18 protein-coding genes are annotated in these 21,249 nt (G+C 66.8%); 7 read left to right on the top strand and 11 right to left on the bottom strand.

The features are described from left to right. Positions 1 to 86: 86 nt before the first annotated feature. Positions 87 to 1,661: a DHA2 family efflux MFS transporter permease subunit gene (locus tag QOZ99_RS01795; RefSeq protein ID WP_306888161.1), complete on the bottom strand. Its 1,575-nt coding sequence runs from the start codon at positions 1,659 to 1,661 to the stop codon at positions 87 to 89. Positions 1,662 to 1,675: 14 nt separating this feature from the next. Continuing rightward, the gene (locus QOZ99_RS01800; protein WP_306888162.1) at positions 1,676 to 2,860 is read right to left on the bottom strand and encodes an HlyD family secretion protein; all 1,185 of its coding nucleotides are present in this window, start codon (positions 2,858 to 2,860) and stop codon (positions 1,676 to 1,678) included. 144 nt (positions 2,861 to 3,004) lie between these two features. On the opposite strand from QOZ99_RS01800, the gene QOZ99_RS01805 reads away from it, so the two are divergent. After that, entirely contained in the window at positions 3,005 to 3,664 is a 660-nt protein-coding gene (locus QOZ99_RS01805; protein ID WP_306888163.1) for a TetR/AcrR family transcriptional regulator, read from the top strand. Between the two features lie 48 nt (positions 3,665 to 3,712). On the opposite strand, the gene QOZ99_RS01810 is transcribed toward QOZ99_RS01805, so the two are convergent. From QOZ99_RS01810 to QOZ99_RS01820, 3 genes are all read right to left on the bottom strand, one after another. Continuing rightward, the gene (locus QOZ99_RS01810; RefSeq protein WP_306888165.1) at positions 3,713 to 4,936 is read right to left on the bottom strand and encodes an SAM-dependent methyltransferase; all 1,224 of its coding nucleotides are present in this window, start codon (positions 4,934 to 4,936) and stop codon (positions 3,713 to 3,715) included. Positions 4,937 to 5,045: 109 nt separating this feature from the next. Beyond that, positions 5,046 to 6,428: a malonyl-CoA decarboxylase gene (locus QOZ99_RS01815; protein ID WP_306888167.1), complete on the bottom strand. Its 1,383-nt coding sequence runs from the start codon at positions 6,426 to 6,428 to the stop codon at positions 5,046 to 5,048. 121 nt (positions 6,429 to 6,549) lie between these two features. Beyond that, positions 6,550 to 7,905 carry an Nramp family divalent metal transporter gene (locus QOZ99_RS01820; protein WP_306888168.1) on the bottom strand — a complete coding sequence of 452 codons (1,356 nt, stop codon included), beginning with the start codon at positions 7,903 to 7,905 and terminating at the stop codon, positions 6,550 to 6,552. Positions 7,906 to 8,063: 158 nt separating this feature from the next. On the opposite strand from QOZ99_RS01820, the gene QOZ99_RS01825 reads away from it, so the two are divergent. From QOZ99_RS01825 to QOZ99_RS01835, 3 genes are all read left to right on the top strand, one after another. Further along, the gene (locus tag QOZ99_RS01825; protein ID WP_306888169.1) at positions 8,064 to 8,810 is read left to right on the top strand and encodes a DUF3750 domain-containing protein; all 747 of its coding nucleotides are present in this window, start codon (positions 8,064 to 8,066) and stop codon (positions 8,808 to 8,810) included. Positions 8,811 to 8,882: 72 nt separating this feature from the next. Next, a complete protein-coding gene (locus tag QOZ99_RS01830; RefSeq protein WP_306888171.1) occupies positions 8,883 to 9,722 on the top strand; it encodes a lytic murein transglycosylase in 840 nt (279 codons plus the stop codon). A gap of 193 nt (positions 9,723 to 9,915) precedes the next feature. Then, positions 9,916 to 11,535, top strand: a complete 1,620-nt coding sequence (locus QOZ99_RS01835) for a GMC family oxidoreductase (RefSeq protein ID WP_306888172.1) — start codon at positions 9,916 to 9,918, stop codon at positions 11,533 to 11,535. Positions 11,536 to 11,731: 196 nt separating this feature from the next. Here the strand turns inward: QOZ99_RS01835 and mepA are convergent, their stop codons facing one another. Both mepA and QOZ99_RS01845 read right to left on the bottom strand, forming a co-directional pair. Next, on the bottom strand, positions 11,732 to 12,691 hold the full coding sequence (gene mepA, locus QOZ99_RS01840) for a penicillin-insensitive murein endopeptidase (RefSeq protein WP_306888173.1): 960 nt from the start codon (positions 12,689 to 12,691) through the stop codon (positions 11,732 to 11,734). 10 nt (positions 12,692 to 12,701) lie between these two features. After that, positions 12,702 to 13,754, bottom strand: a complete 1,053-nt coding sequence (locus tag QOZ99_RS01845) for a L,D-transpeptidase (RefSeq protein WP_306888174.1) — start codon at positions 13,752 to 13,754, stop codon at positions 12,702 to 12,704. A gap of 233 nt (positions 13,755 to 13,987) precedes the next feature. On the opposite strand from QOZ99_RS01845, the gene QOZ99_RS01850 reads away from it, so the two are divergent. Further along, on the top strand, positions 13,988 to 14,371 hold the full coding sequence (locus tag QOZ99_RS01850) for a PRC-barrel domain-containing protein (RefSeq protein ID WP_306888175.1): 384 nt from the start codon (positions 13,988 to 13,990) through the stop codon (positions 14,369 to 14,371). A 116-nt stretch (positions 14,372 to 14,487) separates the two neighbouring features. Here the strand turns inward: QOZ99_RS01850 and QOZ99_RS01855 are convergent, their stop codons facing one another. The 3 genes from QOZ99_RS01855 to QOZ99_RS01865 all read right to left on the bottom strand — a co-directional run bounded on the left by QOZ99_RS01855 (position 14,488) and on the right by QOZ99_RS01865 (position 17,372). After that, positions 14,488 to 14,685, bottom strand: coding sequence for a YegP family protein (locus QOZ99_RS01855; RefSeq protein WP_306888176.1), 198 nt, complete (start codon positions 14,683 to 14,685; stop codon positions 14,488 to 14,490). Positions 14,686 to 14,772: 87 nt separating this feature from the next. Beyond that, the gene (gene lepA / locus QOZ99_RS01860) at positions 14,773 to 16,578 is read right to left on the bottom strand and encodes a translation elongation factor 4 (RefSeq protein ID WP_306888177.1); all 1,806 of its coding nucleotides are present in this window, start codon (positions 16,576 to 16,578) and stop codon (positions 14,773 to 14,775) included. Positions 16,579 to 16,667: 89 nt separating this feature from the next. Beyond that, positions 16,668 to 17,372, bottom strand: coding sequence for a hypothetical protein (locus QOZ99_RS01865; protein ID WP_306888178.1), 705 nt, complete (start codon positions 17,370 to 17,372; stop codon positions 16,668 to 16,670). A gap of 169 nt (positions 17,373 to 17,541) precedes the next feature. Between QOZ99_RS01865 and QOZ99_RS01870 the strand changes: the two genes are divergently transcribed. Next, positions 17,542 to 18,168, top strand: coding sequence for an MBL fold metallo-hydrolase (locus tag QOZ99_RS01870; protein ID WP_306888431.1), 627 nt, complete (start codon positions 17,542 to 17,544; stop codon positions 18,166 to 18,168). A gap of 104 nt (positions 18,169 to 18,272) precedes the next feature. Continuing rightward, complete coding sequence (locus QOZ99_RS01875) at positions 18,273 to 19,094, top strand: MBL fold metallo-hydrolase (RefSeq protein WP_306888179.1); 822 nt, start codon at positions 18,273 to 18,275, stop codon at positions 19,092 to 19,094. Here QOZ99_RS01875 and QOZ99_RS01880 read toward each other — a convergent pair. Continuing rightward, a complete protein-coding gene (locus QOZ99_RS01880; RefSeq protein ID WP_306888180.1) occupies positions 19,060 to 21,186 on the bottom strand; it encodes a putative bifunctional diguanylate cyclase/phosphodiesterase in 2,127 nt (708 codons plus the stop codon). The two genes, QOZ99_RS01875 and QOZ99_RS01880, sit on opposite strands and share 35 nt — an antisense overlap. Positions 21,187 to 21,249 lie beyond the last annotated feature (63 nt).

The raw sequence follows: 21,249 nt of genomic DNA on the forward strand, positions 1-21,249 counted from the left end.
GCAAGAGCAGCGTTGACCGGCAGCGTTGGCCGGTAGCGTTGACCGGCGGCGTTGACGAGCAGCCTGACCGGCGGGTCCGGGCGGGGTCAATGCCCCCCGCCGCCGCCCATCGCCTTCGGCCGGCTCATCAGCGGCGTGCAGAAGAACAGCACCACGAACAGCACGGTCAGCACCAGGAAGACATCGGAGAAGGCCATCACCTCGGCCTGCAGACGCACCTGGCCGGCCAGTCTCTTCAGCGCGGCCGCCTCGGCATCCGAGCCGAGCGAGCCCATGGCCTTCGTCATCGTGTCGAGCCGCTCGACCGCCGTCGCGCTGGCCCATTGCACGCTTTCATGCAGACGAGCGAGGTGAAGGTCCCAGCGGTCGTTCAGCACGGTGTTGATGAGCGCCAGCCCGACCGCGCCGCCGAGATTGCGCATCAGGTTGAACAGGCCGGAGGCGTTCTTGATCTGCGAGGGCGGCAGCGTGCCGAGCGAGATATTATTGATCGGGATCATCGCCATCATGATGCCGACGCCGCGCAGGATCTGCGGCACCAGCAATTCCCCGAAGTCGAAATCCTTGGTGATCCCCGTCATCTGCCAGGTGCCGACCGCGAAGACCGCGAAGCCGAAGGCGATCATCAGGCGCGGATCGACCTTCGCCACCATCCGCCCGGCGACCGGCGCCATGAAGAACATGGCGAGGCCGGAGACGAACATGGTCTCGCCGATCTGCAAGGCCGAATAGCCGCGCACCCGGGCGAGATAGAGCGGGTACAGATAGGTCAGGCCATAGAGGCCGATGCCGACCACGAAGCTGAAGGCGGAGCCGACCGAGAAATTGCGGTTGGCAAAGGCCTTGAGGTCCACCACCGGATCGCGCGCCAGCAGCACGCGGGCGAAGAAGGCGAAGGACGAGAGCCCACCGACGATGGCGAAGAAGAAGATCGCCCGGTCCTCGAACCAGTCGTTGGTCGGCCCCTCCTCCAGCACGAATTCGAGGCTGCCGAGGAAGCCGGCCATGAAGAGGAGACCCCACCAGTCGAAGCGCTGCAGCAGGGAGAAGTCCGGCTCATCGAAATCCACCAGCGTCACCGTGGCGATGACGACGAAGATGCCGGGCACGATGTTCACCAGGAACAGCCAGTGCCAGGAGAACAGGTCGGTGAGGTAGCCGCCGATGGTCGGGCCGATGGTCGGCGCCAGCGTGGCCACGAGGCCGATCAGCGGGGTGACGATCGGCAGCTTCGAGCGCGGGAAGATGGTGTAGGCCGCCGCGAACACGGTCGGGATCATGCCGCCGCCGAGAAAGCCCTGCAGCGCGCGGTAGACGATCATTTCGTTGATGCTGGTCGCCGTCGCGCACATGAAGCTCATGAGCGTGAAGCCCACCGCCGAGGCGGCGAACAGCCAGCGCGTCGACAGCGCCCGCGACAGGAAGCCGGACAGCGGGATCATCACCACCTCGGCGATGAGATAGCTGGTCTGCACCCAGGAAATCTCATCCGACGAAGCGGCGAGCCCGGCCTGGATTTCGGAGAGCGAGGCGGAGACGATCTGGATGTCCAGGATCGCCATGAACATGCCGAACACCATGCACAGGAAGGCGAACATGCGCCGCCCGTCGGTGGAGGCCGCGCGCGGCGCGCCTCCCGCTGTGATCGTTGCATCGGCCATGGTCGCAGCCTCGCTCAGGCGCCGCCGCGTATATCGACGGTGGCGACCACGGACATGCCCGGACGCAGTTCGCCCTTGTCGCGGTCGCTCTGGTCGAGTTCGATGCGAACCGGCACGCGCTGGACGATCTTGGTGAAGTTGCCGGTGGCGTTTTCCGGCGGCAGCAGGCTGAACACCGAGCCGGAGGCTGGCGCCACGCTGACCACGTGGCCGTGGAACTCCTCGTCCGGATAGGCATCGACCGCGATGTCGACCTTCTGGCCCGGCTTGAGCTTGCCGAGCTGGGTCTCCTTGAAGTTCGCGTCGACATAGACCTGATCGATCGGCACCAGCGCGACAAGCCGGGTGCCGACCTGCACCAGCTGGCCGACCTGCACCGCGCGATTGCCGATGACGCCGTCGAACGGCGCGTGCACCACCGTGAAGTCGAGATCGCGCTGGGCCTGCTGGCGGGCATTTTCCAGCTCGCCCTGCACCTGCGACGCCTCGGTGCGCTGGGCCTTCAGCACGTCGATATTGGCTTCGGCCGAGGTGACCGCGGCCTTGGCGGCATCGACCGCCGCCTGCGCCTTGTCACGGTCGGCGCGCGCATTGTCGAGCGTGGCGCGGCTGGAATATTGCGACTTGACCAACTCGGACTGGCGATCGAATTCCAGTTGCGTGCGGTTGAGTTCCGCCTCGACCGACACAAGCTGGGCCTTTGCCTGGTCGACGCTCGCCTGCCCGGCGGCGATCTGCTCGCCGAAGCGGCGGATCGTGGCCTGCTGAGTGGCGATCTTCGCCTCGGCGGCCTTGAGGGAGAGGAGATAGTCGCCGTCGTCGATGCGCGCGATGACATCGCCGGCCTTCACCGGATGGTTGGTCTCGACCTCGAGCGCCACGATGTGGCCGCCCACCTTGGCCGACAGGATGGACATATCGGCGCCCACATAGGCGTCGTCGGTCGACACCATGAAACGGCCGACGCGCCACCAGTGCGCGCCGTAATAGCCGGCGCCACCCAGCGCGGCGACGAGCAGCACGCCCAGCACCAGCCGCTTGTGCCCGCGCCGCCGCGGCCGTGCCGGGGGAGAAGACAGGGCGCCATGGTCGCCCGGCGCGGTATCGGGCTTCTTCAGCGTCACGAGCGTCGCGGATTCCGAACCGCGAACGGCCCCGCCCTCCCCGATCTCCATCGTCTTCGCTTCCGCCTGAGCCATGGCTCACCTCACCGAGGGTCAACTAAACCGTTTAGTTCATCTGCGACTTTACATATCAAACTAAACCGTCTAGTCAACTCCTCAGACGCAAGCCCTTCACGAGCCCCGATCCGTTCGCGAGCCCGTGTCGAGGATGGAGAAGCCATGAGCACGAGTGACGCCGGGATGGCGCCCGGGCGCGGCGCATCGCGCGCCGACGCTGAATCGTCCAAGCGCCGCGACATCATCGACGGCGCACGCCGCGCTTTTTTCGACAAGGGGTTCGACGGCGCCAGCATGGACGAGGTCGCCAAGACGGCGGGCGTCTCCAAGGCGACGATCTACGCCTATTTCAGCGGCAAGGCCGAGCTGTTCGAAGCACTGGTGCAGAATGACCGCATGCGCTCGGCCGAGAGCCTGTTCACGGTCGATGCCTCGATCACCGACGTGGACGCCCTGCTGCGCCGCATCGGCACCTCGTTCATGACCATGATGGTGCAGCCCGACCATATCCGCCTGCTGCGCATGGTGATGGGCGCCGCCGAGAAATTCCCGCGCATCGGTCGCACCTTCTACGATGCCGGGCCCTGCCATGGCGGGCAGCGCCTCGCCCAGCTTCTGCACGAGCAGGCCGAACTCGGCCGGCTGCAGCTCGACGATGAACTCGCCGCCGCGCATGTTTTCTTCAATATCTGCCAAGGCAACATGGTGAAGGCGCTGCTGTTCAGCGATGCCCCCACCCCTACGCCGGCGCAGATCGAGGAAAACGTCAACCGCGCGGTCCGCGTCTTCCTCGCCGCCTACGGCACCGGCCGGCCGAACTGAGCCGGCCCACCGGAGGCCGAACGGAACAGTCCCGGCCAGCCTCGCCGCTCAGGCGTCGTGGACGGCCAGCCGGCGCTCCTCGTCCACGATGAAGTCGCGGATGACGGGCACGTCGTCGCGGTCATTGGACAGCAGCAGCTGGTAGACCATGTTCGAGCCGTGCAGGAAGCCCAGCTCGACCGCGACGAGATAGAACTCCCACATGCGGGCGAAGCGCTCGCCCATCATGGCCACCACCTCGGGGCGCTTGGCCTCGAAATTGATCCGCCAGTGGCGGATGGTCCAGTAATAGTGCAGCCGCAGGATCTCGCAGTCGGCGGTCCACAGCCCGACCCGCTCCAGCGAGGTGAACACTTCCGACATGGCCGGCACGTAGCCGCCGGGGAAGATGTATTTGCGGATGAACGGCGCCGTGGTGCCGGGCGGCGACATGCGCCCGATGGCGTGGATCATGGCGAAGCCGCCGGGCGCCAGCAGCCGCTTCACCGTGCCGAAATACTCGTCAAAGTGATTGACGCCGACATGCTCCATCATGCCGACGGAGACGATGCGGTCATAGGTGCCGGTCAGTTCGCGATAATCGCGCTCGAAAAAGGTGATGCGGTCGAGCACGCCCGCCGCCTCGGCCCGCTTCCTCGATTCCGCCAGCTGTTCGGTGGCGACGTTGATGGCGGTGACGTGCACGCCGAGCTTGGCGAGATAGATGGCCAGCGCGCCCCAGCCTGAGCCGATCTCGGCCACGCGCATGCCGGGCTCCAGCTTCAGCTTGGCCGCGATATGGCGCAGCTTTGCCTCTTGCGCCTCTTCCAGCGACGCCTCGGGCGTCGGGAAATAGGCACATGAATAGATCATCTGGCTGTCGAGCCACAGCCGGTAGAATTCGGGCGGGTGGTCGTAATGGCTCTGCGCGTTCTTGGCCGACTTCCCCAGCGGGTTGGACTGGTGCCAGCGCTTGAAGGCCCGCCAGCCGCGCCTGAGCGCCTGCTGCACCGGGTGCGAGGCGAGGCCGCGCCGGTTGATCGAAAACAGATAGAGGAAATCATAGACGCTGGAGCCGTCCTCGAAGGTCAGCCGCCCATCCATGTAGGCTTCGGCCGAAACCAGCTCCGGATTGAAGAACAGCTCGCGGTCCAGCTTGTCGTCATGCAGGCGAATGACGACCTCGGGGCCGTCCTCACCCGTGCCGAACGCATGGCGAACGCCATCCGGGCCGATAACGACAAGGCGCCCCTTGTGGACGAACCGCTTCAGGAGATGGGGTAGGAAACGCATGGGACGCAGGGTTCTCCCGACAGCCAGGGTGCGGGCATCGGGCATAAGGCCGGCGCCCCTGTCAAGGGCACGGGTCCCGGCAGCGCGCCAATCAGCCCGCCGTTTCCAATCAGTCCGCCGTTTCCTTGACGGTGGCGGGCCGCACCTCGCTCTCGGCCCGCAGCAGCTTGCGCACGGGGCTGCTGGCGACGATCTCGCCCTTGTCGAAGAAGGCCTCGTGGTTCTTCTCGATATCGGCGAGGATGTAGCGGTAGTTCACCATCAGCCCCGCCGCCTGCTGCAGGCCGCGCGCGGAGAGATCGCCGAACGGGTTGATGCGCTCCAGCCGGGCGCCGTTGCCCAGGTGGAAGCGCGCGACGGGATCGAGCGGCCGGCCTTTGGGCGAGCGGGCGACGAGAAAGAAATGCGCCGCCAGCGCCTCGATAAGCGGGCGCAGCGCCGCGCGGGCGGCCTCATCGGGCCCCTCCGGCGCGTCCATTGCGGCGAGCGCGGCACGGTCCTCCGGGGTGAGGAGGCGCGAGGCGTCATTCTGGCGCTCCCCATCCAGCCACGCGCGGAAGGCCGGCACCGGCGACAGGGTGACGAAGGTCGAGAGGTTGGCAAACTCGCGGGAAATTTCCTCCACCACCTGCTTGATGAGGAAATTGCCGAAGGTGACGCCCCCGAGGCCACGCTGGCAGTTCGAGATGGAATAGAACACCGCCGTCCGGGCATTCGCCGGGTCGAGCGGGATGCGCCCGGATGCCAGGATCGGCGCGATGGCGGCGGGCGGTTCGCGGGTGAGCGCGACCTCGACGAAGATCAGCGGCTCATCCACCAAGGCGGGGTGGAAGAAGGCGTAGCAGCGCCGGTCCGGCGAATCGACACGGGCGCGCAGGTCGTTCCAGTCGCGAATCTCGTGCACGGCCTCGTAGCGGATGATCTTTTCCAGGACGTTGGCGGGCGTCGACCAGTCGATCCGGCGCAGCACGAGAAACCCCCGATTGAACCACGAAGCGAACAGATGCACGAAATCGCGGTCGACTTCGACAAGATCCGCGCGGCGGGCCATGCAATCCAGAAGATCCGCGCGCATCGCCACAAGCCGCCCGGTCGCGCCGGGCGCGAGGTTGAACCGGCGGATCAGTTCCTGCCGGCGCGGCTCGCTGGCGGCATGGAGTTCGGCCACCGTGCGGGTGGAGGGATGGGCGGCATGGGCGGCGATGGCCGCGTCGAGCCGGACCGCGTCGGGCCCGAACGACCGTGCCAGCGCCTCGAAGAAGGCCACCCGCTCGCCGGTCTTCAGCGCCGCATAGGCGGTGAGGATCTCCCGTGCCAGCGCCACGCCCGAGGCCTCGCCCCGCCCCGACAGCAGCCGTTCGCACAGATCGATGATGCCGGCCGCCCGCACCGCCCCGGCCGGCCGGCGCTCGCGCCCGAGGTCGAGCAGCGCCCGGCCGCGCTCGGCAATGGTGCCGAGCAGATCGCCGAAGAAACTGGTTCCGCTCTCCACCTTCGCCCTCCCTCGCCGCGGCGCGACGCAGCCGGGCCATGAGAGCGCGAGAGCCGAGCCGGCGCAAGACGCCGCGTGACGGGCGCGCCGGCGCTCATGCAGCCGTGATCCGGCGCCGCGATCAGGCGCCGAGGAAGAAGTCGTAGAGCAGCTTCATGTTGAGCGAGATGATCAGCGCGGCGGCGAGCGAGGCGAGCACGATCTGCCAGCGCGGCGCGGCGAGCGTGCCCATCTTGGCGCGGTTCGCGGTGAACAGGATCAGCGGCACCACGGCGAAGGGCAGTTGCAGGCTGAGAACCACCTGGCTGAGGATCAGCAGCGATCCCGCCCCGCTCTCGCCATAGGCGATCGTCACCGCCGCCGCCGGCACGATGGCGATGGAGCGGGTGATGAGTCGGCGCAGCCATGGCGCCAGCCGAATCTGCAGGAAGCCCTCCATCACGGCCTGCCCGGCTATGGTGGCCGTCACGGTGGAGTTGAGGCCGCAGCACAAGAGCGCGATGGCGAACAGCGTCGGCGCCCAGGCGCTGCCGAGCAGCGGGTTGAGCAGTTCGTGCGCCTTGCCCAGATCCGCCACCTCGCCCACGCCGCCATGATGGAAGGCGGACGCCGCGAGAATGAGGATCGAGGCGTTGATGGTCAGCGCGAACATCAGCGCCAGCGTGGAATCCCAGGTGGCGAGCTTGATCGCCTCGCGCTTGCCCTCGATCGTGTTGTCGTGACGCCGCGTCTGCACGATGGCCGAGTGCAGGTAGAGATTGTGCGGCATCACCGTCGCGCCGAGGATGCCGAGCGCGAGATAGAGCATGTCGGGATTGGTGACGATCTCCGTGGTCGGCGCGAAGCCGCGGATGACATCGCCCCAGTTCGGATCGGCCATGGCGATCTGGACGCCGAAACACAGGGCGATCACCGCCAGCAGCGTCATCACCAGAGCCTCCACGAAGCGGAAGCCGAGCGTCTGCAGCCACAGGATAAGGAACACGTCGAGCGCGGTTATGATGACGCCGATTTCGAGCGGAATGCCGAACAGCAGGTTGAGGCCGATGGCCGTGCCGATGACCTCGGCAAGGTCGGTGGCGCAGATCGCCGCCTCCGCCAGGATCCACAGCACGAAGCTGACCGGACGCGGGAAGGAATCCCGGCAGGCCTGCGCGAGGTCGCGCCCCGAGGCGATGCCGAGCCGCGAGCACAGCGCCTGCAGCAGGATGGCGATCATGTTGGAGAGCAGCGCGACGGTGAGCAGCGCGTAGCCGAACTTGGACCCGCCAGCCAGCGAGGTCGCCCAGTTGCCGGGGTCCATGTAGCCGGTGGCGACGAGATAGCCCGGCCCCATGAAGGCGAAGAAGCGCCAGATGCCCGACTTCTTCGGAACATTGATGCTGCCATGCACCTCCGCGAGCGCCGGATCCCCGCGCTCCCGCCGCCAACCCGCGCCCTCGCCCGATCCCTCGCCTGCCTGCAACCGATCCAGCATCGTTCATTCTCGCTATTGCGAATTAGTCGCAAAAAACATGCGCGCTCTACCGGGCGGTGTCAATGCGATTGCGAACCATTCGCAACAGGCGGACACGTTTTCGCGTGCGATGCGGCAAGCACTTGTGCGGATCGGCTTCCCGGGCGAAGCCATGGGGCATGTTTCGCGCCTTCCGCATCGGTGCCCTCGCCTTCCTGCTCGGATTCGGCCTGCCGCTCGGCGCGCACGCGCTGGTGCAGTGGCACGCGGTCGACTGGACGCGGAACTGGAGCAATGCCGACTGGTCCAGCACCGGCTCGCTGCCGCCCGCCAGCGCGGCGTCTCCGGCGCTGGTGCGCATCTATGCCGCCCGGGTGGGGCGCTGGCGCTCCATCTTCGCGGTGCATAGCTGGATCGTGTTCAAGCCGGCGGACGCGGATGGCTATGACCGCTACGACGTGGTCGGCTGGAGCGGCACACCGGTGCGCCACAATATCCGCCCGCCGGATGCGCGCTGGTATGGCAACGCGCCGCAGCTGGTCGTGGCGCTGGAAGGCGAGGCGGCGGAGCGGCTGATCCCGAAACTGCGGGCCGCCATCGCCTCCTATCCCTTTGCCGAGGCCGGCGACTACCGCGCCTGGCCGGGCCCGAACTCCAACACGTTCATCGCCCATATCGTCGCGCAGGTGCCGGAAATCGCAGCCGCCCTGCCCTCCACCGCCATCGGCAAGGATTTCCCGGTCGATGGCCGCTGGTTCGGCCCCGCGCCCTCGCGCACCGGCATCCGGTTCACGCTCGGGGGCTATGCCGGGCTCACGCTCGCCTGGGTCGAGGGCATCGAGTTCAACCTGCTCGGCGCCGTTGCCGGGCTCGATCTGCGCCGGCCCGGCATCAAGCTGCCCGGCTTCGGGCGGATCGGCATCTGAGCTCGCACGGATACCGTGCGTTCATCTTCCTCGTGCATGCTGTGCGCGAGAATGCTGTCGCGGGGATCGGCCATGATCGGACATATCGTCAACCGGATGAAACTGGCGGGGCGCGGGGCGGGCCTGCTCGCCGCGCTTCTGGCGCCGCTCGCGGCGGGGCCGGCGCTGGCCGCCCCCTGCGGCAACGACGCCGCGGGCTTCGACGCCTGGATGCGCGATTTCCGCCAGCAGGCCGTGTCGCAGGGCATTTCCCCCGCCGCGCTGCGCCCGCTCGACGGCGTCACCTATGATACCAAGGTGATCAGCCTCGACCGCAACCAGAAGCACTTCAAGATGAGCTTCGAGGAATTCTCGCGCAACCGCATCAGCAAGGGCCGCATCGCCAAGGGCAAGCAGATGCTGCAGCGCTACGCCTCGACACTGGCCCAGATCGAGCGGCGCTATGGCGTGCCCGGCCCGATCCTGGTCGCCATCTGGGGCATGGAGACCGATTACGGCGCCAATATCGGCAACATGCCGATCCTGCGCTCGCTCGCTACCCTGTCCTATGACTGCCGGCGCAGCGGTTTCTTCACGCCCCAGCTGCTTGACGCGCTGCGCATCTACCAGCGCGGCGACCTCACGCTCGACGAGATGCGCGGCGCCTGGGCCGGCGAAATCGGCCAGACCCAGTTCCTCGCCAGTTCCTACGTCAAGTTCGCGGTCGATTTCGACGGCGACGGCCGCGCCGATCTGGTGCGCAGTCCGACGGATGTGCTCGCCTCCACGGCCAATTACCTGCGCGGCTATGGCTGGCGGGCCGGCGCCGGCTGGGGCCCGGGCGAGCCGAACTATCAAGCCCTGCTCGGCTGGAACAAGGCGGAGGTCTACGCCCGGACGCTGGGCGTCTTCGCCGGCATGCTGACGCAATAGCCCGGACCACGGCAGCCTCGGCGGGCACCCCGTTGCGCACGTTTGCGAACAGCCCTTATGCGCGATTTCCCGTTGCCGCCCGCCCGCCCCACGGGCAGCGTGCCGGCAACGAGAAATGCGTGAGTGTCTTCCGTGAGAGTCGATCGACTTTCGCGATCCGAAACGCTCCCGCCGATGCAAACGGGAGCCCGCCATGCCGAACCCAACCGAAAGCTATGACTACATCGTGGTCGGCGCCGGCTCGGCGGGTTGCGTGCTGGCGAACCGGCTTTCCGCCGACCCGACGCACCGCGTGCTGGTGCTGGAAGCGGGCGGGCGCGACAACTGGATCTGGTTCCACATCCCGGTCGGCTATCTCTTCGCCATCGGCAATCCGCGCGCCGACTGGTGCTTCCGGACCGAGGCCGAGCCGGGGCTGAACGGGCGCACGCTCAACTATCCGCGCGGCAAGACCCTTGGCGGCTCCTCGGCCATCAACGCCATGATCTACATGCGCGGGCAGGCCGCCGATTACGACCATTGGCGCCAGCTCGGGCTCGAAGGCTGGGGCTGGGACGACGTGCTGCCCATCTTCAGGTCGCACGAGGACCATTATCTCGGCGCCGACGCGTTCCACGGCGCGGGCGGCGAGTGGCGGGTGGAATTTCCTCGCCTCACCTGGAAGCTGCTGGACGAGGTGCGCGTGGCCGCCAGCCAGGCGGGCATCGCCCCGGTTGCCGATTTCAACAGCGGCGACAATGAGGGCTCCTCCTATTTTCAGGTGAACCAGAAGCGCGGCTTTCGCTGGAGCGCCGCGCGGGGATTTCTCAAGCCGGTGCTCTCGCGCCCCAATCTGCGGCTGGAGACGGGGTGCCACACCGAGCGCGTCCTCATCGAGAATGGCCGCGCCGTGGGCGTCGTCTATCGCCAGGACGGCGTGTCACGCACGGTGCGAACGCGCGGCGAGGTCATCCTCGCGGCAGGCGCCATCGGCTCGCCGCACCTGATGAAGCTCTCCGGCATCGGGCCCGGCGCGGAACTCGCGCAGCACGGCATCCCTGTCGTGAAGGACCTGCCGGGCGTCGGCGCCAATCTGCAGGACCATCTGCAGATCCGCATGATCTACAAGGTCGCCGGCGTGCCGACGCTGAACGAGCAGTACCACTCGCTGTTCGGCCGCGCGAAGATGGGGCTGGATTTCGCGCTGTTCCAGCGCGGGCCGCTCACCATGGCGCCCTCGCAGCTCGGCATCTTCACCCGCTCCCGGACGGAGAAGGAACGCGCCGACCTCGAATTCCACGTGCAGCCGCTCTCACTGGGCAAATTCGGCGAGCCGCTGCACCGGTTCCCCGCCTTCACCATGAGCGTGTGCAATCTGCGCCCCGAGAGCCGGGGCACGCTGACTCTGGCCAGCCGCGACAGCACCGCCGCCCCACGCATCCAGCCGAACTACCTCAGCGCCGAGGAGGACCGCCGGGTGGCGGCGGACAGCATCCGCGTCGCCCGCCGCATCGTCGCCCAGCCCGCGCTGGCGCCCTATCGACCGGACGAGATGCTGCCGGGCCCCGCGGTGGCCGACACGGAGGAGGCGCTGGCGCGCGCGGCCGGCGATATCGGCACCACCATCTTCCATCCGGTCGGCACGGCGAAAATGGGGTTGGCCAGCGATGCCATGGCCGTGGTGGACGGGCGCCTGCGGGTATTCGGCATTGCCGGCCTGCGCGTGGCGGATGCCTCGATCATGCCGACCATCGTGTCGGGCAACACCAATTCGCCGACCATCATGATCGCCGAGAAAGCCGCCGGCATGATCCTGCGGGATGCGCGCGGCTGAATGGGTAGGCCCCGACCTCACAGCCACATCAACACTGCCCTCTCCCCGACGGGGAGAGGTGGCCCGCGAAGCGGGTCGGTGAGGGGCGGCGCGACTGCGGAGCGGCGAAGACCCCTCTCCCCACCCCTCTCCCCGACGGGGAGAGGGAGAAGAAAGCGCCGTCCAGCGTCGAGGACGTCCTGGGTAGGGGCGGCCTTCACGGCGCCAGCACCACCTCGCGGCAGGCGGGCGGCAGGTCCTTCAGCATCATCGGCGGCGGCGGCGTCACCGGCTTCTTGGGCGGCTTGGGACGGAGATTGCCCTCCGAAAACCACCAGTTTAGCTCGCTGCCGCAGCCCTCGCCCGGCACCACCGCATCCTGCGGACGGCAGTCGGGGCTGCCCGTCGGGCACGCGATGCGCACATGCATGTGGTAGTCGTGCCCCCAATAGGGCCGCACCTTCTGCAACCAGGCGCGATCGCCGGTGGCGTCGCGGCACAGCGCCTTCTTGATCGCCGCATTGACCAGCACGCGCTCGACCTCGGGGTCCTGCGCCGCGGCCTTGATCACCGCGACATGCGCGGATGTCCACACCTTGGCGTCGACATCGAGCCGGTCGGGCCGCACGATCATGGTGGCGGAGATCGTCTCCCGCTCCTCCGCCGTGAAACTGCGCTTGGGCATGGGGGTGAGCCAGATATCGGCATCGAGCCCGATCTGGTGCGAGGCATGGCCGGTCAGCATCGGCCCGCCGCGCGGCTGCGACATGTCGCCGACGAGGATGCCCGGCCAGTTCGAGACCGCGGGAACACGCGTGGCGAAGCGCTCCAGGAAGGCGACCAGATCCGGGTGGCCCCAGTTGCGGTTGCGCGAGAGGCGCATCGCCTGCCAGGTCCTGCCATTGACCGGCAGCACCTGCGCGCCGGCGAGGCACCCCTTGGAATAGAAGCCGATCGCGCGCGTGGAAAGGTCCGCCGGGCCCCGCACCGCGCCGAACAGCTGCTTGGCCGTCGCGCTGTCGGCATTGCGCGGCGTCGGCGCGGCAAGGGGAGCGACATTCGCCTGTGTGATATCCTGCGCCCGGGCGGAAGGGGCCGGCAGCGCGAGGCCGGCCGCAACCAACCCCGCGACCAGCAAGGCGACCCGTGCCGCTCCAAGGCGCGCGCCGTGGCTCATTCCTGCCTCCTCAGCTCATCGCCTGCGAAAGGACGACGAAGTCCTTGCCGGACGAGCGCGTATCCGGCGCGGCCGAGAGTTCGGTGACGAACAGGGTGGAGCCGGGCACGAGCAGGCTGGCAAGCTGCTGGTTGGCCTCGGGCGCCACGGTGATGCGGTCGATGGCGCTGGTCGCCTTTCCCTGCCCGGCGCCGTTGCCCTCGAAGCCCACGGCGGTCCAGGTGACGTCGCCCCCCACCTTCTTCAGCACATACACGACATTGCCGAGCGGCGTGTCGGGATCCTGGATGGTGACGGGCGCGGTGAGCACTTCCGCCCCATCCTTGATCGCCACCAGCTTCTTGTCGGCGCCGCTGACGATCAGCGACACGGCATCAGCGGCCGGGTTCGGCGCGGCTTCGGTATCGGGCGTTCCGTTGGCGTTCTTGGGGTCATCGGCCTGGATCGCGCTGGTCGCATCCGCCGGCAGCACCAGGCCGGGATGCAGCACATCCACCGGCTGGGAATGCGAATCGGCGATGATGACCGGCGTGCCGTAATGGGTGACGCCGAACAGCAGCTTGGAGAATTCCAGCGGCAGGTGCACGCAGCCATGCGAGGACGGATAGCCCGGCAGCCCGCCGGCATGCAGGCACACGCCCGACCAGGTCAGACGCTCGGTATAGGGCATCGACGCATCGTCATAGAGCGAGGAGTGGTGATCGACATCCTTCTGCAGGATGATGAAGATGCCGACCGGCGTCTCATGCCCCTCCCGGCCGGTGGAGCAGGTGGAGACACCGATGCGCACGCCATTGCGATAGACATAGCAGCGCTGGTCCGGCAGCGAGACGATGATGGCGACGAAGCCATCGGGCGCGCGGTCGGGGTACCACACATATTGCCCCGGCTTGAGCGTGTCGATCGCCTCCAGTTCGCCATCCTGCGCCATGGCGGAACCCATGCCGAGGCCGATCATGCCGGCACCGAGGCCCGCACCTGCCGCCGCCCTGCCCGCCAGCGACAGCGCCGCGCGGCGCGTCAGCCCTGTCCCGCTCCCCTTGCCGCCCATCTCGCTCCCCATGCGCTGATTCTCCGCTCCGCTGCGAGGAACAATATAACACCGGCCCACGCTGCGGGCACCGCCGTGCCGGGCCCGGACATCAGACGGTATCAAGATGAAGTCGCCGATGGTTCACCCATTCTCGAAGCACATGACAATAAAATGAGCGCGTGCAAATCGATATAATCGTGGAACGCAAGGGCAGGTTGGCTGTTTTCCTCACATCGCAGCTGAGCAAATAAGGGAGGCTTTCGATGCAAAGCACGCAGCACAATCTCGAAAACCGCGAAACCATGACGCTGATCGGCAGCGACAAGGTCGAGGGCACCGCCGTTTATCGCCCCGATGGCGATCGCATCGGCTCCATCGCGCGGGTGATGATCGACAAGCTGAGTGGCCAGACCGCCTATGCGGTCATGAGTTTCGGCGGGTTCCTCGGCTTCGGCGAGGATTATTACCCGCTGCCGTGGTCGCTGCTGAAATATGACGAGGCACTGGACGGCTACGTCGTCGACATCACCGACGAGCAGCTTCAGGGCGCGCCCCACCACACCAGCGCCAATGAGGGCGCGTGGGAAGACCGCAACTGGGACCGCAAGGTGAACGAGTATTACCACGTTCCGCCCTATGTGATCTGAGCGGGCGCCCCCTCAACGAAAAGGCCGGGCCAGCGCCCGGCCTTTTTGGTGTTCGCCTGGCCGGGACGTACGCGCCCCGCGGCCTCCCACGCGCTGCCGTTCGAGCGGCTGCCCGCTCACGCGCCTTCCCGGGCTTCCCGGGTAGTGTCCACCGTTTCGGCGCCCGGCGCGTTCTTCTTGATCGATTCGATGGCGCTCACCGCCGATGCCCGCGCCTTGTAGCCCTCCGAAGAGAACATGGTCTCGCCGTTGGACGCCTTGAAGCGGAAGCGGAATTCCCCGGCCTTGTCCTTGTAGATTTCGAACTTGTGCATGATCGAGCCTCCCTTTCGTGCCTAGGGGAGGCCGATGTGAGCACGAAAGCAGGCGCTTGGACAGGGCAAGGCCGTGGACGGCCGCGCTCAGTCGTCGACCTTGAGCGCGGCGATGAACGCCTCCTGCGGGATCTCGACCCGGCCGAACTGGCGCATCTTCTTCTTGCCCTCTTTCTGCTTCTCCAGAAGCTTGCGCTTGCGCGAGATGTCGCCGCCATAGCACTTGGCGGTAACGTCCTTGCGCAGCGCCTTGATGGTCTCGCGGGCAATGATCTTGGCGCCGATCGCCGCCTGGATCGGAATCTGGAACAGGTGCTGCGGGATGAGGTCCTTCAGCTTCTCGCACATCGCCCGACCGCGATATTCCGCGCGGGTGCGGTGCACCAGCATGGAGAGCGCGTCGACCGGCTCGGCATTGACCAGGATCGACATCTTCACGAGGTCGCCGGGGCGATAGTCGGTGATCTGGTAATCGAACGAGGCATAGCCCTTCGAGATCGATTTCAGGCGATCGTAGAAATCGAACACCACCTCGTTGAGCGGCAGGTCATAGGTGACCATGGCGCGCGAGCCGACATAGGTCAGCTCGATCTGGTTGCCACGGCGGTCCTGGCAGAGCTTGAGCACCGCGCCGAGATAATCGTCCGGCGTCAGGATGACGGCGCGGATCCACGGCTCGCGGATTTCCTTGATCTTCACCACGTCCGGCATGTCGGCCGGGTTGTGCATGTCGATCACCGTGCCGTCATTCAGCTCGATCTCGTAGATGACCGAAGGCGCGGTGGCGATGAGGTCGAGGTTGAACTCGCGCTCCAGCCGCTCCTGGATGATCTCCAGATGCAGCAGCCCGAGAAACCCGCAGCGGAAGCCGAAGCCGAGCGCGGCGCTGGTCTCCATCTCGAAGGAGAAGCTCGCGTCGTTGAGGCGCAGCTTGCCCATGGCGGCGCGCAGATCCTCGAAGTCGGCGGCATCGACCGGGAACAGGCCGCAGAACACCACCGGCTGTGCCGGCTTGAAGCCCGGCAGCGCCTCGGCGGTCGGGCGCTTCTCGTCGGTGATGGTGTCGCCGACGCGGGTATCCGCCACTTCCTTGATCGAGCCGGTGAGGAAGCCGATCTCGCCCGGCCCGAGATGCGACATCACGGTTAGCTTGGGCGTGAACACGCCGACGCGATCGACATCATAGACGGCCTCGGTGCGCATCATCTTGATGCGCTGGCCCTTCTTCATCACGCCGTCGACGATGCGCACCAGCACGACGACGCCGAGATAGACATCGTACCAGCTATCGACCAGCAGCGCCTTCAGCGGCGCCTCGCGGTCGCCCTTGGGCGGCGGCAGGCGGGTGACGATGGCTTCCAGCACATCGGGAATGCCAAGGCCGGTCTTGGCCGAAATGAGCACGGCGTTGGACGCGTCGAGGCCGATCACGTCCTCGATCTGCGCCTTCACCTTGTCCGGCTCGGCGGCCGGCAGGTCCACCTTGTTGAGGACCGGGACGATCTCGTGATTATTGTCGATCGCCTGATAGACATTGGCGAGGGTCTGCGCCTCGACGCCCTGCGAGGCATCGACCACCAGCAGCGAGCCTTCGACGGCGGCGAGCGAGCGGTTCACCTCATAGGCGAAGTCGACATGGCCGGGCGTGTCGATGAGGTTGAGCACATAGTCCTTGCCGTCCTTGGCATGATAGGACAGCCGCACCGTCTGCGCCTTGATGGTGATGCCGCGCTCGCGCTCGATATCCATGCTGTCGAGCACCTGCTCGGACATCTCGCGCTCCGACAGCCCGCCGGTGATCTGGATCAGGCGGTCGGCGAGGGTCGACTTCCCGTGGTCGATATGGGCGACGATCGAGAAGTTGCGGATGTTGTCGATGGGTTCGGTGCTCATGGGCGCGGGATAGCATTGGCGCCGTGACGCCACAAGGCGGCACGCGCCTCAGCACTCCCCCGATTGCAAGTAAGATGCGCCGAAACAGCCTAGCGTCCGACGTCCCGCCGGGTGAGCATGACACGATTGGTATCAATTTCAGCAGGTACCAGCATGAATGTGACGTAGTCGGCAGTACTGCGCGACTCGTTGAACTGCCTGTCGCCGGAAAGGCTGCCGCTCGGGCAGAATAACGGCAGCAGGCACTTGACGGTTATGCTGCCCTTCTTACCTTTCACGAAAGCTACCTTGAATTCCTTGGCTTGGATCGCCTGTCCTGCGATGAACACGGCTCGCCCTGCCTTCAGATGCTTAGCGATCAGGTCACGACAACCGGAGCCGATAGCTTTCAGCACATCGGAGGCCACGGTGTCGTCAGCCGAATAGACCTTCAACTGGCCGGTCGAAAGTTTGGCACTATTGGCGGATTCATATTGCCCTCCCACTTGCGCGACCTTGAGATCAAGACCGGTGAGCGAAGCACCAAAAGTCTTAGGCGCATCAATCGTTACTCCCGGAGCCGTCGATTGCTCACGGTAAAGCGACTTCAGCGCCTCAATGTCCCGGAAATCGTGGGTGCAGATACGGGAAACCGCCATTTCACCCATCGCGGCAGGCGGGCCGAAGGATCGATAGATGGCCGGAGCGGCGAATGAACTGTCCTGCGGCGACACATAGATGCCGCCCGTATAAGCGCTCCCAAACGGCTGGCTCCAGCCCGGAGTCTGCGCTGAAGCAGCGCCAGCGATTGACATGCAACCCGCCACAACCAACCCCACTCGCAACCAGCGCATATCAGCCCCCACTGATCGATATATGCAGCTTTACTTAAATACCTTTATTAGATTGCGTCAACTTGATTCGGATATTGCGGTGCGTTCGGCTATGAAGTCCTGCAGAAAAGGGAGCACCATCTTGCCCGAGATGAAGGTCGCCGTCGTACCCGTCACCCCGTTCCAGCAGAACTGCTCGATCGTCTGGGACGAAACCACCAAGCGGGGGGCGGTGATCGACCCGGGCGGCGACCTGCCGCGCATCCTCGCCGCGCTGGAGGAACTGGAAGTGACGGCGGAGAAGATCGTGCTCACCCACGGCCATATCGACCACGCCGCGGGCGCCGCCGAACTGGCCGAGACGCTGAAAATCCCGGTCGAGGGCCCACATGAGGCCGACAGGTTCCTGCTCGACGACCTGCCCACCGCCGGCGAGCGCACCGGCATTCCCGGCCGCGTGGTCACGCCGGATCGCTGGCTGAGCGAGGGCGACACGGTGGACATTGGCGGCGTCGGCTTCGAGATCCTGCATGTCCCCGGCCACACGCCCGGCCATATCGTGCTGGTCAATCGCGACAACCGGCTCGCCATCGTCGGCGACACGCTGTTCCAGCGCTCGGTCGGGCGGACCGATTTTCCCTATGGCGATTCCGCGCTGCTGATCGAGGGCATCAAGACCAAGATTCTCCCGCTCGGCGACGCCTTCACAATTCTGCCCGGCCACGGCTCGGCCTCCAACATCGCGCTGGAGAAGCGGACCAACCCGTTCCTGCGCTGAGCGCGGCCCGGCGCGGCCGTTCGCGCACGCCGCCACGAAACTGTTACTCGCGCGGGCGCACGGTGCGCCTGATGATGAACCCGTCACCAGACCGGGGTTTCGTCATGACGCGCGTCGCGACCGTGTGCCTTCTCCTGCTCTGCGCGCTGGCCGCGCCCTTCGCGGTGGCGCCCGCGCAGGCGCAGGCCGACCGCTGCCCCAAGCTGGTGGCGCGCTCTCCCTTCCTCACCCCCCGCGCCGCGCTGACCTTGCCGGCCGCCTATCCCGCAGCGCGGGAGGTCAGCCTCACCTATGTCGGCCACTCGACCTTCCTCATCGAGACGGCCGGCGGCGTCAGCGTGGTGACGGACTATAACGACTATGTGCGCCCCGCCACGGTCCCGCGCGTGGCCACCATGAACCGCGCCCACTCGACGCATTACTCGCTCAACCCGGATCCCGGCATCGAGCATGTGCTCAAGGGCTGGCGCGAGGATCGCGAGGCGGCGCGCTACGATCTGGAGATTGGCGACCTCTGGGTCGGCAACCTGCCGACCAATATCCGCGACTGGGAAGGCGGCACGATCCGCAACGGCAATTCCATCTTCATCTTCCGCGCGGCGGATCTGTGCATCGCCCATCTCGGCCACCTGCACCACACCTTGACCCCGGAGGATCTCGGCGCGCTCGGCCGCATCGACGTGGTGCTGGCCCCGGTCGATGGCAGCTACACGCTCGATGTCGACGGCATGGTCGAGGTGCTGAAGGCGCTGGAAGCGCCGGTGGTGATACCCATGCACTATTTCAACAGAGGCACGCTGGAACGCTTCCTGCAGCGCTTCGCGAGCAGCAAATATGCCATAGAGCGCTCGGCCGGCCCCACGCTCGTGCTCTCGCGCGAGACGCTGCCGCTTACGCCGACGGTGATGGTTCTGCCGGGCAACTGAGCGCCGGCAGCCCGGCACCCGGCGGATGCGTCGCGATCTGCCGGAGCCAGTGCGTCACCGCCGCCGCATCCATCGGGCGTCCGTGGTGGAATCCCTGCCCGAGATCGCAGCCGATCGACACCAGCAGCGCCCGCTGCCCCTCGTTCTCGATGCCTTCCGCCAGCACCTTCATGCCGAGTTCTCGCCCCAGCGCCACCACCGCATGGACGATGGCGCGATCGTCGGCGGAGCGCTCCATGTCGGTGATGAAGCTGCGATCGATCTTGATCTTGCCGACCGGCAGGCGGCGCAGATGGGTGAGCGAGGCATGGCCGGTGCCGAAATCGTCCAGCGCAATGCCGAAGCCCCCCTCGCGCAGGGCGGACAGCGCCGCCAGCACCATCTCGCCGCGGCGGCCGAGAGTCACGGTCTCGGGCACCTCGAACTCGATCTGCGCGGGGGTGAGCCCGGCCGCGCCCACCATCTCGATGAGTTGCTCGGCGAGGCGCGGGTCGCGGAACTGGTTGGCCGAGAGATTGACCGCCACCCGACCGGGATCCAGCCCCTGATCCAGCCAGGCGCGGACCTGCGCGCAGGTCTTGCCCAGCATCACCCGGCCGATCGGCGCCATCAGCCCCACGCTCTCCGCCGCCGGGACGAACATGTCCGGCAACTGCATCCCGTGCACCGGGTGCTGCCAGCGCAGCAGCGCCTCGAATCCCACCAGCCGTGCGGTCGAGAGCTCGACGATCGGCTGGAAATGCACCTCGAACGCGTCATGGATGAGCGCCTGCCCGAGATCCTCGATGCACTGGTGGCGCTGGTCGGCGGTGCGGCGCAGCGCCATGTCGAAACGGCGGACGCGCCGGCCGGTCTCGCTCTTGGCGGCATAGAGCGCGAGGTCGGCATTGCGCTGCAGCGCATCCGGGCTGGTGCCGTCCTGCGGCCAGCAGGCAATGCCGAAACTGGCCGCGAGCGTGAACGCGCCATCGGAAAGCGGATCGACGATCAACTGACTCAGCCGCAGGTCGATCTCCGCCGCCCGGCGCAGCAGCAATTCGGGATCGGACGTTCCGGGCAGCAGAATGGCGAACTCGTCGCCGCCGACCCGCGCGCACACGTCGCGCGTCCGCGCATTGGCGCGCAGCCGCGCCCCGATCTCCCGCAGCACCACATCGCCCGCCCCGTGGCCATGCGTGTCGTTGATCTCCTTGAAATTGTCGAGGTCGAGCGTGATGAGCGCGCCGGTCGCCCCCGGCTCCTGCATCGCCGCCTCCAGCAACTCCATGAAGCGACTGCGATTGATCAACCCGGTCATGGCATCATGCGTGGCCAGATAGTCCGAACGCGCATGCGCCTCGACGCGGTCGGTGATGTCGCGCTCGTTCACCAGCATGCTGATACTGCCGCTGACCGGATCGGTGGTGGTGCGGATGTCGATCCCGTGCCAGCGCTCCCCGGCCGCCGTCACCATGCGAAAATCGCCGGTCACGGTCTTGCCGAGAAAGGCGTCGGTGCGGGCCGGCTCGTGGTCGAAGGCCCGCCGCCACAGGGTCTGGCCCTCATCGGCCTCCGAGAACCGGGCGAGAAAACGATGATCCGGGTCCGGAAAACAGCGTGCCGCCGCCGGATTGCGGAACAGCAGCCGGCCCTCGGTGTCATAGAGCGAGACCATGACGGCGGTGTGCCGCAGCGCCTCAACCCCGCGCCGCTCGGCCGCCTCGATTTCCGGAATGGTGGCCTCGACCAGCATGCCGACATTGCCGTTCGGCAGCCGCACCGGGCTCATCAGGCAATCCACCGTGAAGGGCTGCCCCTTGGGATAGAAGGTCCAGCGCTCGGTGAACACCTCGCCCGCGCGCAGACGGTCGATGGTGAGGCCGAGACGCGCGCGAATGGCCGCCGAGTGCGGCGTGAAATCGCGCGCGAAGAACTCCTCCTCCTCGCCCGGCGCCACCCGCCACAGGGCGCGGGCCGCCGCATTGGCGTAGTGCTTTCGCATGCGGACCATGTCGAGGATCCACACCGGGCGGTGCAGCAGTTCGAAACCTTCCGTCCGGCACTCCGGGATCGGCGTGACCTTGAACGCAACGGATCCGATATCACTGGGCATGCACGAAGGCCTTCGCTCGATCCCGCCGGGATAATACACACTCGCACGGCTCCCTTGAGGATA

This window comes from Ancylobacter amanitiformis (assembly GCF_030814815.1).
In the GTDB taxonomy this organism is placed as follows: Bacteria; Pseudomonadota; Alphaproteobacteria; order Rhizobiales; family Xanthobacteraceae; genus Ancylobacter; species Ancylobacter amanitiformis.